15 protein-coding genes are annotated in these 14,294 nt (G+C 51.0%); 6 read left to right on the top strand and 9 right to left on the bottom strand.

Translation table 11 applies throughout. The annotated features are described in order from the left end of the window. Nucleotides 1–6: 6 nt before the first annotated feature. From ACO6VE_RS04455 to ACO6VE_RS04435, 5 genes are all read right to left on the bottom strand, one after another. A complete protein-coding gene (locus ACO6VE_RS04455; protein ID WP_422459926.1) occupies nucleotides 7–1,170 on the bottom strand; it encodes a hypothetical protein in 1,164 nt (387 codons plus the stop codon). Between the two features lie 386 nt (nucleotides 1,171–1,556). After that, entirely contained in the window at nucleotides 1,557–2,225 is a 669-nt protein-coding gene (gene artM / locus ACO6VE_RS04450) for an arginine ABC transporter permease ArtM (RefSeq protein ID WP_422459924.1), read from the bottom strand. Next, entirely contained in the window at nucleotides 2,222–2,941 is a 720-nt protein-coding gene (gene artQ / locus ACO6VE_RS04445) for an arginine ABC transporter permease ArtQ (RefSeq protein ID WP_422459922.1), read from the bottom strand. The genes artM and artQ overlap by 4 nt, the downstream gene beginning before the upstream one ends. 2 nt (nucleotides 2,942–2,943) lie before the next feature. Then, the gene (locus tag ACO6VE_RS04440; protein ID WP_422448875.1) at nucleotides 2,944–3,720 is read right to left on the bottom strand and encodes a transporter substrate-binding domain-containing protein; all 777 of its coding nucleotides are present in this window, start codon (nucleotides 3,718–3,720) and stop codon (nucleotides 2,944–2,946) included. A 59-nt stretch (nucleotides 3,721–3,779) separates the two neighbouring features. Continuing rightward, nucleotides 3,780–4,529, bottom strand: coding sequence for an ATP-binding cassette domain-containing protein (locus ACO6VE_RS04435; RefSeq protein WP_422459920.1), 750 nt, complete (start codon nucleotides 4,527–4,529; stop codon nucleotides 3,780–3,782). A gap of 285 nt (nucleotides 4,530–4,814) precedes the next feature. Here ACO6VE_RS04435 and argR point away from each other — a divergent pair, with 285 nt between their 5' ends. Further along, entirely contained in the window at nucleotides 4,815–5,285 is a 471-nt protein-coding gene (argR, locus tag ACO6VE_RS04430; protein WP_422448871.1) for a transcriptional regulator ArgR, read from the top strand. Between the two features lie 264 nt (nucleotides 5,286–5,549). Here the strand turns inward: argR and ACO6VE_RS04425 are convergent, their stop codons facing one another. Then, entirely contained in the window at nucleotides 5,550–6,680 is a 1,131-nt protein-coding gene (locus ACO6VE_RS04425; protein ID WP_422459918.1) for a hypothetical protein, read from the bottom strand. 500 nt (nucleotides 6,681–7,180) lie between these two features. Between ACO6VE_RS04425 and ACO6VE_RS04420 the strand changes: the two genes are divergently transcribed. The 4 genes from ACO6VE_RS04420 (at nucleotide 7,181) to ACO6VE_RS04405 (ending at nucleotide 10,712) form a co-directional block, all read left to right on the top strand. Beyond that, nucleotides 7,181–8,299 carry an ABC transporter permease gene (locus tag ACO6VE_RS04420; protein ID WP_422459916.1) on the top strand — a complete coding sequence of 373 codons (1,119 nt, stop codon included), beginning with the start codon at nucleotides 7,181–7,183 and terminating at the stop codon, nucleotides 8,297–8,299. Between the two features lie 2 nt (nucleotides 8,300–8,301). Then, complete coding sequence (locus tag ACO6VE_RS04415) at nucleotides 8,302–9,072, top strand: ABC transporter ATP-binding protein (RefSeq protein ID WP_422448865.1); 771 nt, start codon at nucleotides 8,302–8,304, stop codon at nucleotides 9,070–9,072. A 66-nt stretch (nucleotides 9,073–9,138) separates the two neighbouring features. Continuing rightward, nucleotides 9,139–10,089, top strand: coding sequence for an MlaD family protein (locus ACO6VE_RS04410; protein WP_422459914.1), 951 nt, complete (start codon nucleotides 9,139–9,141; stop codon nucleotides 10,087–10,089). Beyond that, nucleotides 10,086–10,712, top strand: a complete 627-nt coding sequence (locus tag ACO6VE_RS04405) for a PqiC family protein (RefSeq protein ID WP_422448861.1) — start codon at nucleotides 10,086–10,088, stop codon at nucleotides 10,710–10,712. Before ACO6VE_RS04410 ends, ACO6VE_RS04405 begins: the two co-directional genes overlap by 4 nt. Here the strand turns inward: ACO6VE_RS04405 and ACO6VE_RS04400 are convergent. Next, nucleotides 10,647–11,510: a hypothetical protein gene (locus tag ACO6VE_RS04400; RefSeq protein WP_422459912.1), complete on the bottom strand. Its 864-nt coding sequence runs from the start codon at nucleotides 11,508–11,510 to the stop codon at nucleotides 10,647–10,649. The genes ACO6VE_RS04405 and ACO6VE_RS04400 overlap by 66 nt on opposite strands. Before the next feature lie 220 nt (nucleotides 11,511–11,730). Beyond that, nucleotides 11,731–12,504 (bottom strand): uridine phosphorylase, encoded by a 774-nt coding sequence (gene udp / locus ACO6VE_RS04395; protein WP_422448857.1) that lies wholly within the window; start codon nucleotides 12,502–12,504, stop codon nucleotides 11,731–11,733. 202 nt (nucleotides 12,505–12,706) lie between these two features. Here udp and ACO6VE_RS04390 point away from each other — a divergent pair, with 202 nt between their 5' ends. Further along, nucleotides 12,707–14,050: a sodium-dependent transporter gene (locus ACO6VE_RS04390; protein WP_422448855.1), complete on the top strand. Its 1,344-nt coding sequence runs from the start codon at nucleotides 12,707–12,709 to the stop codon at nucleotides 14,048–14,050. Here ACO6VE_RS04390 and ACO6VE_RS04385 read toward each other — a convergent pair whose 3' ends face one another. Then, nucleotides 14,051–14,224 carry a hypothetical protein gene (locus ACO6VE_RS04385; RefSeq protein ID WP_209203657.1) on the bottom strand — a complete coding sequence of 58 codons (174 nt, stop codon included), beginning with the start codon at nucleotides 14,222–14,224 and terminating at the stop codon, nucleotides 14,051–14,053. Nucleotides 14,225–14,294 lie beyond the last annotated feature (70 nt).

The raw sequence follows: 14,294 nt of genomic DNA, 5'->3' as shown, positions 1-14,294 counted from the left end.
TTTTGATTATGGCTCGACCTCAGCATAAAAAAGCTGGCATCTCTTAAGTTCGGTAAGGTAACGGTCCCTGAATAACGGGTCGATATCGGAAACACGCAGCCAGCTGGCTACGGTATTGTCGGAACGGATGGTTGCCACTCTTGGGTCAACAATACGACAGCGGACATTTTCAAACGTTATGGTGTTTGCCCCGGGATGGGTGACCTCATGCACTTTATGCCAGGCGGTCAACATTTGCCCGGCTAATGTGCGTACACCGGGCAAGGCGCTTTGGTGTATTTTCTGCCAGACCTGATCGTCACCCATGGTAAAAAACAGATCATCGGCCCCGAGTTCTCCTGCCCTGACCAGCTGTTTCAGGGCATCGGCTGTCCAGAGATAGAGAACCCGTCCCCAGGCGGTAACAAAAATATGCCGGTTCAGTTCAATACTGGCATCGGCGGTCAGCCGCGCGGATTCCAGGCTTTTGGCATACCAGTGTTGCGACAGCGGGTCAAAGAACAGGTCTGCCAGGATGGCATCGACCTGTTGACTGGTGAGCTTTTTCCGTCTGGCAGCGCCCTGCACTATATAATCAAGCCGATCAGCAGCAAGGTCCGGCAGTGGCCGTTCCAGCCGGGTAAACGAGGGATTTTTTTTGGGGTGGACGGTTTCAGACGACAGTTGATGTCTGTTCAGGATTGGAGTAATGCTGTGCCTGTCCACAAAGTTGGTGAACTGTGAATCGTGATAGTCCGGGTTGCCTGCTGAGCTGTCAGAAAACAGGTAGTCAGACACATGGCTGAAGGTGCTGTGGGGCAGGTCATGGAGCAGGCCGCTGACCTGTTCCGGGAAGGGGGCACCGAAACGGTTGAGTAAATAGAAGACACCCAGAGAATGGTCGTAACGGGAGTAGGGTTCATTGTTACTGCCCTGTGAGTCCACCATCTGTATGGGGCCATACTGGTTGATGTGTTTCAGCCTGTTGACTGCCGGGTGGGCCAGAAGGGAAGAGAGTAGCCGGGATTGATCATTTGCCATGGCCTTAAACGATATTGTTCCGTAAAAGGTGTCGATGCTGTCAATCTGGTTTTCAATATGACTTTCAATGTCAGTTTGATTGCCATCGGCGGACAGCTCATGGCTGATGATAACGATAAACGGTACCAGACAGCTCAATAATTTGATCATTGCTCAATTATGTATCCGGTGTGCCTGACTGTTTTATAAATGAACGTTATCAGTCAGGCTGTGCGACGTTGTCGTAATGTTTTACCTGTGGATGCCAACCGTGTATTACCTAGTGCAGCTAAGCGCTGTTACCCATACCGTTCGTCCTGAGCTTGTCGAAGGGCGGAAACTCCGGACTCTGATAGATCGTGCCAAGCACCCTTCGACTCCGCTCAGGGTGAACGTGGTGTATGGGTAATAACGCTTAGCCGCAGTAGGGCAGTCTATTCTCGGACAGCCTCCTAAGTAAACATGGCCTGGATGACCACCGACAAGTGTAGCCAGCAGGCCGGGATCTGCAAAAAAATCAAACAGGGGTTGTCGGAATTGGCGTTTTACACAAAGAATCAGCGGCTAAACGCCAGAACTTTGTGTTCCATAAACCGGATCAGCACTGTCAAAACGCCCGTCATGGCCAGATAGATCAGGCCAGCCATGGTGAACACCGTTAATGTGTCGTAAGTTTGTGCGTTCAGTCTGGCCGCATAGCCCATTAAGTCCATCAGGGTAATGGTACTGGCCAGGGACGAACCTTTCATAACCAGAATGACCTCGTTGCCATAGGCGGGCAGTGCCCGGCGCACGGCATGGGGCAGGATGACCCGCAGCAGTGCCTGTCTGTTGGTCATGCCCAGCGCCATACAGGCTTCCCGGTCACTGTTTGGCACGGCATCAATGGCTCCCTTGAATAACAAGGTAGAATAGGCGGCTGAGTTCAGTGCCAGGGCCAACATGGCGCAGAACCAGGGTTGGCTTAACCAGGGCCAGAGAACGCTGTTTCTGATGGCGTCAAACTGAGCCGGACCGTAATAAATCAGAAATATCTGGATCAGCAATGGCGTGCCGGTAAACAGCAGAATCTGCAGTTTGACCAGCCAGGTCAGCGGCCTCACTTTCAGGGCAAGCACCAGGGTGAACAGGATGGCCAGCACCAGCCCGGTAAACAGGCTGACCAGGGTCAGTTCCAGTGTGGTGCCAAGACCTTTCAGCAGCTCGGGTAAATAGTCCATATTCATGCGGTGGCCTCACCGGGGTTGACTGGTTTGTCAACGGGCATTTCTGTCACGCCGTTACTGGACGTCAGGTGTCTATTAAATCGGGATTTCATGCGTTCCAGTATATGCTGGCTGACCAGGGTAATTGCCAGGTAAATAAGGGCGGCAACACCATACCAGGTAAATGGTTCATAGGTACTGGCGGCAGTCATCCTGGCCTGGAGCAGTAAATCGTTGACACCAATCAGGGCAACCAGCGCCGTATCTTTCAGCAGTACCAGCCACTGGTTACCCAGACCGGGCAGGGCGTGACGCCAGGTTTGCGGCAGGATAATGCGGAAAAAGCAATGGCTGCGGCTGATCCCCAGTGCTACCGCTGCTTCGGTCTGTCCTTTGGGGACCGCCATAAAAGCGCCGCGCAGGGTTTGTGAGGCGTAGGCCGAATAAATTAACGACAGGGCAAGGGTACCGGCAACAAACGGGCTGACTTCAATAAACTCATCCGTTAGCAGGAACAGGGCATGGGTTGAGCCAAAGTAGACGAAAAACACCACCAGGATTTCCGGTAGCCCACGCAATATGGCAACCAGGGTGCTGGTGGCGAGGGCAAGGGGTTTGCAGCGGCTGAGTTCGGCCAGGGAAAAAGCGACGGCCATTAACAGGCCCAGAACCAGTGATGACAGGGCAAGGCCCAGGGTCATCACGGTTGCTTTGGCGAAGAGAGTGGTCAGGCCCACAGTTATCTCACCTGTGCAGAGTTGAAATACTTGGCATGCAGCTGCTGGTAAACACCGCTCTCTTTTACCTGAGTGAGCGCCGTGTTCAGTTTTTCCACCAGGGGGTCACCTTGACGGGCCGCGATGCCCATGCCGATGCCAAAGTAATTGGCATCCTTCACTTCTTCACCCACGCTCTGGTATTGATCTTTGCCCTGCTGAACCAGCCACTCACGGGCAACCGCCGTATCGGCAAACACGGCATCAACCCGACCATTGGTCATATCCAGCAAGGCGTTCTGGTAGCTGTCGTATGGGCGGGTTTTCACGCCCTGTTTTTCCAGTTTGTCGATCAGATAGGCCTGGTGGGTACTACCATTTTGTACTCCGACGGTTTTACCCTTCAGATCTTTGGCTTCTTTAACATCACTGTTGATGCCAGCCACAAAGATGGCTGAGTTTTCATAATAGGGCTGGGTAAAGGCGACCTGTTCCAGTCGTTTCGGGGTGATATCCATGCCGGAAATGATGGCATCAAAGCGACGGAATTTCAGGCCGGGGATCAAACTGTCAAACGGCTGGTTGTTGAACTCGCAGGTGGCATCCAGTTCGGCGCAGATGGCATTGGCCAGTTCAACGTCAAAACCCGTCAGCTCATTCTGTTCATTAAAGAACTCGAAAGGAGGATAGGTCGCCTCCATACCAAAACGAATGGTGTCCTGCGCCTGGCTTATCCCGGAAAAAGACAGGGAGGCGAAGGCAGTACTGGCCAGGGCGACAGTGGCAATTATTTTTTTCATCGGGCTTTCCTTAATGACAGCTGGTTCTTGCAAGCAGTGGGTTGTTGGTTGCGATTGAATTAATGTTGCAGGTAACGTTTAAATGCACGGGTTTGTGGGGCAGTGAATCGTTCAGCAGTCCCTTCCTCGACAATTTCTCCGTTTTCCAGATAGACTACGCGGCTGGCGATTTTCCGGGCAAAGTCCACTTCGTGGGTGACCACCACCATGGTAATGCCAGACGCCTGCAGCTCGTTGATAATGGCCACCACCTGATTGGTAATGGCCGGGTCCAGGGCAGCGGTGGGTTCATCAAACAATAATACTTCCGGAGAGAGCATCAGTGCCCGGGCAATGGCTACCCGCTGCTGCTGGCCACCGGACAGGGAAGCGGGCCAGGCATTGGCTTTATCCGCCAGCCCCATCCGTTGCAGCAGTCCCATGGCCTTGTCTCTGGCCCCTGCTTTGGGCATACCCTGTTGAACAGGAGCTTCCACCAGGTTCTCCAGAACCGTCATATGGGGCCACAGATGATACTGCTGGAAAACCATGCCGACTTTGCGTCGCAGCTGGCAGGCTTTTGCTGATGTAGTCGAGGATGATGGTTTCTGGTGTTTTTTTTGTGGAAAACTGAATTCCATATCGGCTATGTTGAGAGTGCCCTGATCCGGACTCTCAAGAAGGTTCAGCATGCGTAATAGCGTACTTTTTCCTGCTCCGCTGGAACCCAGTAATACCGTTGTTTCACCTTTACTGATGCTGAAGCTGATGTCCCTCAGAACCTGATGGACACCAAAGGATTTGCTAAGGCTCTGTACTGCGATGCCCATTGCCTGAATCTTCTTATTGCCGGTTGAAATTTATGGCTGAATTGTCCTGTACTGATTGGGTAAAATCAACAAAAAAATGAATAAAAATGCATATTGCAAAGGTAAGGGTCTATAATTGACGCCAATTTATAACGCTCACCCTTCGAACACATCCAGCAAGTGGAAAATCGAAGGTTGTGCTGGTTTTTGGATATATGATTGATTAAAAATGCTGCATTACTCAGAATTTTCCGATAACGGATAACCCTGAAAACAGCATTTTTTCTGGAAGGTTATTTGACGACTATGACTAGCCAAAAACAGGATGCCCTGGTTCGCTCTTTCCGTCAGTTGCTTAAAGAAGAGCGCTGCGGCTCCCAGGGCCAGATGGTGACTCTTCTGCAGGAGCAGGGGTTTGACAATATCAGTCAGTCCAAGGTATCGCGCATGCTCAGCCGTTTTGGTGCGGTCCGGGCGCGCAATGCATTGAATGAGCTGGTTTACTGCCTGCCTCCTGAGCTGGGCAAGATGGATTCCAGTATTGCGGTAAAAGATCTGGTAGAAGACGTTAGCCATAATGAGTCCATGATTGTGATCAAAACCAGCCCGGGTGCCGCCCAGATGATCGCCAGGCTCCTGGACTCTATTGGCGTAAAAGGTGGGATTATGGGGTGTGTGGCGGGGGATGACACCATTCTTGTGGTACCTGCCAGTGTGCAGGAGATTAAAGAGATTACGCTGAGTATTGCCGGGATGTTTAACCCGGATATTTCATAAACGTGCTCCCGATCTCGCTTGTCCTTTGCCGCTCTAAGGGAGTTTTGCTCAGTCGACCGTACCCCCGGTACGGCGCTCCTTCACAAAATCCCTTAGAGCGACAAAGTCCTTCGCGATATTCGGGGCAGTTTATGAAATATCCGGGTTAACTGAGTGTTCCTGTTTTTGCAGGAACACTCTTTGTGTCCGGAGCAGTTGGTAGCAATGCTTTACCAGTGATCCGATGAGTGGTTCAGACTGGTGCACGTTGATAAAATATCCGGGTTAAGACGTTGACGAGCGGGAGGGATCTTCAAAATACAATGTAATGGTGTTGGCAGGAAAAAAAATCTTGTTTTCACCTGGCAGGATGCCGGGATGTGATGAGTGAAGTAATGTTGAATTACTTGATATTTTCGAGAATAACCATTTTGGGTCGTATCTCAATCTGCCACGAATTTTACCCTGTTCCAGGTAAACCGATGGATCTACTCTCTGGTCTATTTCAGTAGCAGGGATTTTAAAGCTGATAAACAGTAATTGGCCGGATTTGAGGTGACAGCATGCCTGCCCCTGAAGTGTGGATTTCGCTCTGGGTGTACCTTTCAGGCTGACAATATCGGTATCGAGCAGTTTGTTAAAAAGCGACGTAATTGTATTGTAAACTTTCTGCTGACCTTTCGTTAAGATGGGAATACGTAGTAAATGTTGTGTCGTTGAATCTTTTTTAAAAATTTTTATGCTGTTTTTAGCAAGGTGAATGGGGTTGGGTGGGGTATGCTGCTGCGCTTCCTTCAAAAAGCATCGGGCAGGCATTGAGATAACTTTCTTTACCATCGCCTCGTCATCAAATAACAAATTACCTGATATAGCGTACTTTTTTTGCAGTGTGTGCAGCGGTAATCCGCTGTTTGATAAATCCTTTTTGAAGTGTACCTGAATGCGCAGTCTACTTCCCCCGGGGGAAAAGCTGGCAAAACCTGCGCTAAGTTCTTTATTGATATATCCAAAGTTAGCGGTTATTACTTTTCCGTTCCATGCTCTGAGCGTGTTTATAATGGCATAGTGGTTAACAGAAGGTATCTCAGGTAGTGCTTTGGCTGAAGTTGCCTGATCAACAGTCGTCTTACCAGCAACGATGATACCTGATTTCGATTTTTCCTTTTTGCACAAGGAAGCGGTTTGCGTCAGTGTGCCGTTTTGCCTGCCAGTTCCCTTCCCATCAGAGAGCGTGGTGTTTGCAAAGATGGGCTCTCCCCTTAAAGTGCTGGGAGCAGGTGGTTTATCGGTATCTGATGGATCAATATACCTTCTGCCTTCCACTATTTGCAGTAACGCTTCGCATATAGGATTTTCTTCATATCTGGGACTGTAGTTTGGAACTGCAAACGGGTTATGAAAGGCTGCTGTGCCCATTTTTTTTACCTCTGAAGAGGTAGGGGTCCACACTGAAGAGGTGGGGGGAGGCAGTGGCAGGGTGGTAACGGGACATAGTTTTGTTTCCAGTGAATCGATACTCCCCGTCTCACGTCCCAACCATAACAAGCGTGTGGTAGGGATCAGGGGGTGTAGATATTGTGACCCACATGGGTGAATCACCCTCAATGTCTGGTTCATAATGGCGAACATTACCTGGTTGAGGTTACTTCAAGAATGTAGGAGCTGGGAGGCTGACCGAGAATAGCCTCCCTGGAGCCTGTCCCAAAATAGTTTCGACAAGCACAGCAATCAGGACGAACGTAACTTTGAAACTCAGAAATCTGGAAACTTTTTCGGGACAATCCCTTAGTAAGAAAGCAAATCTGGTAAATAGTTCCCGCTTTAGCCGTTTTGATGCCTGGTAAGTATTTCTCACGCTTGCCTGTTGGTGGTGTTTTTCTGTTATTATTGACTATTTTTTCAAGGCATTAACCAGCATGAACCAGGCGACACTGACCTTTGATAAAGTGTCTGACCCAAAGGTTGTGATCACTCTTCAGGGCAGCTGGACGGTTAGTGGTGTTTTGCCAGCCCTGGATCAGCTTTCTGCTTTACCGGATTATGATCAATTAAAGACCCTTGTTTTTATTACCGGTGATGACTTCTCGTGGGACTCCAGACTGCTGGCCTGGCTATTGGCCTGCCAGCGCATGCTGGAGCCTTCCCATTGCCAGCTTGATCTCAGTGGCCTGCCTGAGGATGTAAGAGATCTGTTCAGGCTTGCCAATACCGTACCGCCCAATAAGGCCTTGCCGGATAGAAACCCATCCCTGTTGCATCGGCTGGTCGACCGGGTTGCCCGCCTGGGTGATGAGGCGATGGAGCTGTTGGCGTTTATTGGCGAACTGGCACTGTCCCTGTGCCGCTGGTTGTCCCGGAAAGGATCCGCCCGCTGGTCAGATATTATTAGCTTTTGCCATCAATCCGGGCCTTCTGCCTTGCCGATTATCACGCTGCAAAGTGTTCTGATCGGGATGATTCTTGCTTATCTGGGTATGGTCCAGCTCCGACAGTTTGGTGCCGAGGTGTATGTCGCCAATCTGGTGGGGGTTGGCATGGTGCGTGAGATGGGAGCATTGATGACGGCGGTGATTATGTCCGGTCGAACCGGTGCCGCCTATGCCGCCCAGCTGGGCACCATGCAGGTTAATGAAGAGATTGATGCATTGACAACTCTGGGCATAAAACCCATGGATTATCTGGTGTTACCCAGAACCCTGGCCCTGATTCTGACCATTCCTCTGCTCTGTCTGTACAGTAATATTCTGGGCATGCTCGGGGGTGGGCTGGTGGCTACCAGTATGGATATTAGCTGGTTGATGTTCCTTTACCAGCTCCAGGATGCTATTTCTTTTGGTGATATCATGACCGGCGTTGCCAAGAGCTTTCTGTTTGCCCTGATGATTGCCATGGCCGGGTGTCGTGCCGGCCTGGCTTGTGGTCGTTCCTCCGCTGCGGTAGGGCAGGCGACGACCAACGCGGTAGTGACCGCCATTATTTATCTGGTGGTGGCCGATGCTGGACTGAATATCCTTTTTTATCACCTGGGAATTTGAGCATGGGGCAACTGCAGCAGGAAGGTCAGGAGGTGGTGATTGAAGCCCGTGGCTTGACCATGAAGTATGGTAGCAACCTGATTCAGTCCAACCTGCATTTTCAAATCAGCAAAGGTGATGTGTTTGTCATTATGGGGGGCAGTGGCTGCGGTAAAAGCACGCTCCTGAAACATATGATTGGGCTCTACCAGCCGACAGAGGGCGATATCCTGTTTGGCGGGCAGAGTTACTTTGCCGCATCCCCGGAGCAACAGTTGGCGATGCGTAAACGCTGGGGCGTTACCTATCAGGGGGGCGCGTTGTTCAGTGATAAGACACTGGCTGAGAATGTTGCCCTGCCACTGGCACAGTATACGACACTGTCTAGTAAAGATATTCAGGATATGGTGCGTTATAAACTGGCACTGGTGGGTTTGGCCGGTTTTGAAGACTTTTACCCATCCCGGATCAGTGGTGGTATGTGTAAGCGTGCAGGGCTGGCCAGGGCCATTGCCCTGGACCCGGATATCCTGTTTTTTGATGAACCCTCGGCTGGACTGGACCCTCTCAGTGCCAGACGACTGGATGACCTGATTCTGCAATTAAGAGATTCCACCGGTGCCACGGTCGTGATTGTCACCCATGAGCTGGCCAGTATTTTTGCCATTGGCAGTAATGGGGTCTACCTCGATGCCAACAGCAAAACCCAGCTGGATACCGGGTCTCCCGACTATATGCTTAACCACAGTAAACACGATCTGGTCAGAGCGTTTCTGTCCAGAGGTGAGTGTTAAGGATGGGGGAATTTAAAAGCGACTCTACGAATCAATCAGTGAGGCTCGCTTTTCCGAGAGAAGCCTATGAATAGAAAATCCTTGTCAGTATCCGTTGGCCTTTTTGTCATCCTGATCATCACCATGACGTTTGCCCTGGTGTTGTTTCTTAATGCGGATGGTTTTTCGAGGAAGGCTGTCCAGCGTTATCAGATCCTGTTTGACAGCTCGATCAAAGGCCTGAATGTTGGTGCTCCCGTGACTCTTCGCGGTGTGAAAATTGGTGAAGTGGTCACCATCAAGACCAAGTTGTATCACAATCATCAGAAGGTCTTGAATGTGGTCACCATTGATATGTACCCGGATGCCATCAGTGAGCATGATAGCAGTGACCAAAATGTGCTGGGACAGTTGCTGCAGCAGGGGCTCAGTGCCCAGGTTGGGCTGCAGAGTGTATTGACCGGGATGCTGTATATCGAGGTGGATTTTTTTGACTCTGTGCCGGAAATGCAGCCTGTGGCCACCGAGTATCCACAGATTCCCACGGTGCCCAATAACCTGGAAGAGTTTATTGAGCGGTTTGAGAGCATTAATATTGCGGAAATGGCCAGCAGTTTAACGGAAGTTCTTGATAATCTGTCCCGGCTGACCGGAGATGATCGCCTGAACAAACTGATTGATGATGTTGATAAGGCATTTGTCAGTATGGCAGCGATGTCCGATGAGATGACCTCAAGCATGGCGGGCATTCGCAAAGAATTTGCTGCCATGTCACAGGATTCCGGGGAAGTGACCGCATTGCTGAAAACCCATCTGCCTGCCGCCACGCAGCAGTTGAATGAAACCATGCTGCAACTCCAGCAGACCATGTCCGCAGCGGAAGAGACACTGGCACCTGACTCACCATTGATGTACCAGCTGACGCAGAGTTCAAAAGACATCAGTCGTGCTTCCAGGGCGGTGGACGATCTGGCGGACTTGCTGCAACGCCAACCCGATTCGATTATCTTTGGTAGACAGTCAGGAGACGTACGGTGAGCCGTTACCTTCGTATATTGAACCTTGTTATGGGGCAGAACGCTGCTGCAAAGGCTTTTTTCCTGATCATATTGCTCTCGGGCTGTTCCGCCAGGAACCCCAACTATCATGATTATACGCTGGTGGCGGCAACGGTTTCACAAGAGCAGACTGTGCTGCCGGACACCGCTACACTGGGGGTTTTTCCGGTGAGTGTTGCCGGTTGGCTGGATAAGAAAACAATTACCTGGAGCGATGGTGGTGTTCGTTTACAGTCCTCTGCGAATGATCACTGGGGGGAGCCCTTGCCAGAGCTGCTGACACAGGCTATGGTGCAGAATCTGCGTCAACAGGTTCACTCTGGCACTTGGATAAGCTCCGGCCCCTGGGTCCGCAATAAACGCCCGGAAGTGGTCGCATTTGTTGATGTTCAGTCTATAGCGCTGGTGAACCGGCAGTTACAGATGAACGTGGCCTGGTCCCTGGAAGGGCAGGATCAGCAGGTCATTGCCCGGCAGGAGAGAGTCTATACCCTGCCGCTGGCGAGTGATGTTTCTACACAAGCTCTCGTTCAGACATTAAGCCAGGTCTGGGGGGGGGTTGCCAACGATATGCTTCAGGGTTTTCCCGGGCTTGGCAACTAAGGGCGCACGTGAGGCAATCTCCCCGGCAGGTGGTTCGGGGATGGTATCTTCGGACACCTTCCTGTGTTGATCTTCAGGCATGATGTTGCGCTTTCGGCAGCCTCTGAAGTGATTATTGTCAGTGTTCTCAAGTAATACAAAGTCGCCAATCCCATTTAAATCAAAGTTTTTCAACTGATCGTCAGTTACGGGGAAGTAGAAACCATAAGCATCAACAGCGCTCATAATGGTGCCCTTGTTATTTACTGTAATGACTGGCTTTTGCAACACTCTGGCAACCAGGGGGACGATGACTGTATACATCCATTTGCCATCACATTTGATGGCGTCCATACCGGTCATGCCATCGTGCTCGAAATCATTCGTTAAATAGAAGTAAAGGTCTTCTTCCGGCACAGAATCAGAATCCCGCCAGCTTTCGTCTTCATTGAAACGTGAATGATTGTTTTCGTAATCCTGTAGCCATTCTTTTGCTTCTTCATACACCTGTTGACGTAAGCTGTGAGCATCCCGGCCGGGGCGTTGCGCGCATGACACAAGGGCAGCATGGAAAAAACAATTGCCATCGCCGGGGACATCGACAACTTCGTACCCCTGGTTGTACACAATGTTGGAGGTGCTTTCAGATAAACTGCTGAGTATGTCACTCAGTCTATCGATGTCACGGGAAAATTTAGAAGGATTGGTAGAAAGGGTATTGTTTGGTGAGCAGGCATTGATAGCACAGTCCGTAGACATGACGGTAAGCACTCCAAAAACTGCTGCTGCGACGAAGCATCCTGAAGAGATCGCACTCAAGGTAAATGCTGCAGACACAATGGTAGAAGCCGCTGGGAATATACACACTGCCCAGCGCTTCCAGCTGGCCTGTGGTTGATCTGTCGGAGGCGCATCTCCGGATCGATCCACAGGACCGTTGGATAAAGGTGTTAGTAACGATTGTATCAAAGGAGTCTCACCGGAACGTTGTATCATTCCCAATCTTATTTCCATGCCCATCCGGGGCCTGGTTTAATATTCAGCCAATGCTGCCCAGAAGCCTCCTGGCTGCTCCGATCACGGTGTTAATCGCGTTGGGCTCAACACTGGCCAGCTTTTCAGTATCTGGCGTTTCATTGCAGGTACGGTTAACAATGACCCCGGCAACGCACCCGGCCTTAAGCCCCATGGCAGAACACATGGTCAGAAGGGTTGCGGACTCCATTTCATAGTTAAGCACCCCCATCGACTGCCACTCTGCCATAGAGCCCTGTAGCTCTTTTCTGACCCGCTGGGTGAAGGTGTCATAACGTTCCTGACCGGGGTAGAAGGTGTCGCTGGAGGCGGTAATACCTGTCCAGAAGTTAAGCCCGCCTTGTTCAGCGGTATCTACCAGTGCCCGGGTACACTGAAAGTCAGCAACGGCAGGATAGCTGATGGGGGCAAAATGTCGGCTGGCACCGTCCAGGCGGACGGAACCGGTGGTGATAATGACATCACCCACATTGATATGGGGCTGGATGGCACCTGTGGTGCCAACTCTCAGAAAAGTCCGGATGCCCAGTTGTGCCAGCTCTTCTACGGCAATAGATGTGGAGGGTCCACCGATACCGGTTGAACAAACCACGACAGACTGACCCTCCAGCTCCCCTCGCCATGAGGTGAACTCCCGGAGGCTGGCCAGCTTGATCGGGTTATCCATCAGTTCAGCAATACGTTCGACCCGCTCCGGATCGCCAGGGACAATGGCCAGTGTGGCACCATTCAGAACCTTCTGGCTCAGGCCGAGATGAAAAACTTCGCTACTGCTCATATATGCCTCTGGGAACGTCCCCTGGATCATTGAACTTTACCTCTTAGCATCCATCATAGACGCATCCATGGGGAGTGTTTATCGATCTGGATCAATATTTGATCCACTGAAATCGAGCCCGTCCGATGATATAAGTATGCGTTTGCGTCTATGCTGATAATGACCTGTTGGTCAGTACATACCAGTAGAAAATGGACAGTCCATGCCACCTGAAAACAGAATCACTTCCAATCGCGCGTTTATTTTCGCTATTGCCGGGGCTGCCATCGGTTTGGGAAATATCTGGCGTTTCCCTTATGTAGCCGGTGAAAACGGAGGAAGCCTGTTTTTCCTTCTTTATATTATTTTTGTGGGGTTGCTGGGGTTGCCAGTCATGGTTGCCGAGATTGTGGTTGGCCGGGCAGGGCGGGCTTCACCTGCCAGCAGTCTGCGGCAGCTGGCGGTGAGTGCTGGCCATACCAGGCACTGGAGTAAGCTGGCCTGGATGGGAACGCTGGCGGCCACAATGATTCTCTCATTCTACAGTGTGGTGTCCGGCTGGGTGCTGCACTTTTTCTTCCAGTCGCTCTCGGGGGGGCTTCCAGCCAACAGCATTCAAGCGACTTCGATACATTTTCAACAGCTGCTGGAATCACCCTGGCAGGTGGTTTTATACCACGGTCTGTTTATTGTTATGACCGTGGCCATCAGTGGTCGAGCCGTTTCCAAAGGCATTGAACAGCTGAATAACTGGCTGATGCCCCTGATGTACCTGATTCTGGTGGTTCTACTGATATATGCCAGTCAGTTCAGTGGTTTTGCGCCAGCCCTTGATTACCTGTTTGCTTTCCGGTTTGAGGCGGTCAGCGGCGGTGTGGTGCTGGAGGCAATGGGCCATGCCTTTTTCACCCTGGCCATTGGTGCCTGTTGTCTGATGGCCTATGGGGCTTATATGCCGGAGAGGCAGTCGGTGGTTAAGGCGGTATTGGTGGTCGCCTTGCTTGATGTGCTGGTGGCGGTAATGGTCGGTATTGCCACCTTTGCCGTGGTATTCAGTGAAGGGCTGTCGGTGGCGGAAGGTCCCGGGCTGATGTTTATCACCCTGCCGGTTGCCCTGGCTCAAATGCCCTTTGGCTCGCTGGTTTTACCCTTATTCTTTCTTCTTCTGGTCATGGCGGTTTGGACATCGGCAGTCAATCTGGCGGAGCCGCTGGTGGTGATGATGAGTCGCCTGTGTTCAGGCTTCCGCGCAACAGGAGCCACCATAGCCGGTGTTATGATATTTCTGGTCGGGTTAATACCCGGGCTCTCTTTCAGTGTCTGGAAGCAGGTTGCTGTTGATGGTAAAACGTTGTTTGACCTTTATACCGCCTTTGCTACCCAGGTTATGCTGCCAGCCGTTGGGCTTCTGGTACTTTATTTTTGCGGTTATATCATGGAAAGAAAAGTGCTGATTGAACAGTTGGGAATGCAGGGTAAATCCCTGAAAACCTGGCAGCTCCTGATCCGCTGGGTCAGCCCTGCATTGCTGTTGATGGTCATCATCGGTGAGCTGTTTCAATTTTGATCACATCAGAGATTTGATCAGAGCTGCCACTAACATAACAAAAATTAATACCATGGCGATTTTGGCAAGCTTGCCCTGTTGCTCATTAGTCAGCGGTTTGCCATGGCGCTCCGTCAGCTTAACCACAACAAACAGGGTGATGAACAAAAGTACTAAAATAGAGATCAGGTTCATATTTCACCAAAAATAACGGGCAGTCGTCGTACTGCCCGTTATTGTACCCAGCCTGAGGATTTATTTCGTG

The organism is Endozoicomonas sp. ALB115, assembly GCF_049310245.1.
In the GTDB taxonomy this organism is placed as follows: Bacteria; Pseudomonadota; Gammaproteobacteria; order Pseudomonadales; family Endozoicomonadaceae; genus Endozoicomonas.
Note: the sequence above shows the minus strand (reverse complement) of the source record. Positions and strands in the feature narration are given on the sequence as shown.

Excerpts from the sequence above, each read along its gene's own strand:
- ACO6VE_RS04455 (WP_422459926.1), bottom strand. The coding sequence starts at position 1,170 with ATGATCAAATTATTGAGCTGTCTGGTACCGTTTATCGTTATCATCAGC.
- ACO6VE_RS04390 (WP_422448855.1), top strand. The coding sequence starts at position 12,707 with ATGCCACCTGAAAACAGAATCACTTCCAATCGCGCGTTTATTTTCGCT.
- ACO6VE_RS04425 (WP_422459918.1), bottom strand. The coding sequence starts at position 6,680 with ATGGGCACAGCAGCCTTTCATAACCCGTTTGCAGTTCCAAACTACAGT.
- ACO6VE_RS04420 (WP_422459916.1), top strand. The coding sequence starts at position 7,181 with ATGAACCAGGCGACACTGACCTTTGATAAAGTGTCTGACCCAAAGGTT.
- artM (WP_422459924.1), bottom strand. The coding sequence starts at position 2,225 with ATGAATATGGACTATTTACCCGAGCTGCTGAAAGGTCTTGGCACCACA.
- ACO6VE_RS04435 (WP_422459920.1), bottom strand. The coding sequence starts at position 4,529 with ATGGGCATCGCAGTACAGAGCCTTAGCAAATCCTTTGGTGTCCATCAG.
- argR (WP_422448871.1), top strand. The coding sequence starts at position 4,815 with ATGACTAGCCAAAAACAGGATGCCCTGGTTCGCTCTTTCCGTCAGTTG.
- ACO6VE_RS04410 (WP_422459914.1), top strand. The coding sequence starts at position 9,139 with ATGAATAGAAAATCCTTGTCAGTATCCGTTGGCCTTTTTGTCATCCTG.
- ACO6VE_RS04385 (WP_209203657.1), bottom strand. The coding sequence starts at position 14,224 with ATGAACCTGATCTCTATTTTAGTACTTTTGTTCATCACCCTGTTTGTT.
- udp (WP_422448857.1), bottom strand. The coding sequence starts at position 12,504 with ATGAGCAGTAGCGAAGTTTTTCATCTCGGCCTGAGCCAGAAGGTTCTG.
- ACO6VE_RS04415 (WP_422448865.1), top strand. The coding sequence starts at position 8,302 with ATGGGGCAACTGCAGCAGGAAGGTCAGGAGGTGGTGATTGAAGCCCGT.
- ACO6VE_RS04440 (WP_422448875.1), bottom strand. The coding sequence starts at position 3,720 with ATGAAAAAAATAATTGCCACTGTCGCCCTGGCCAGTACTGCCTTCGCC.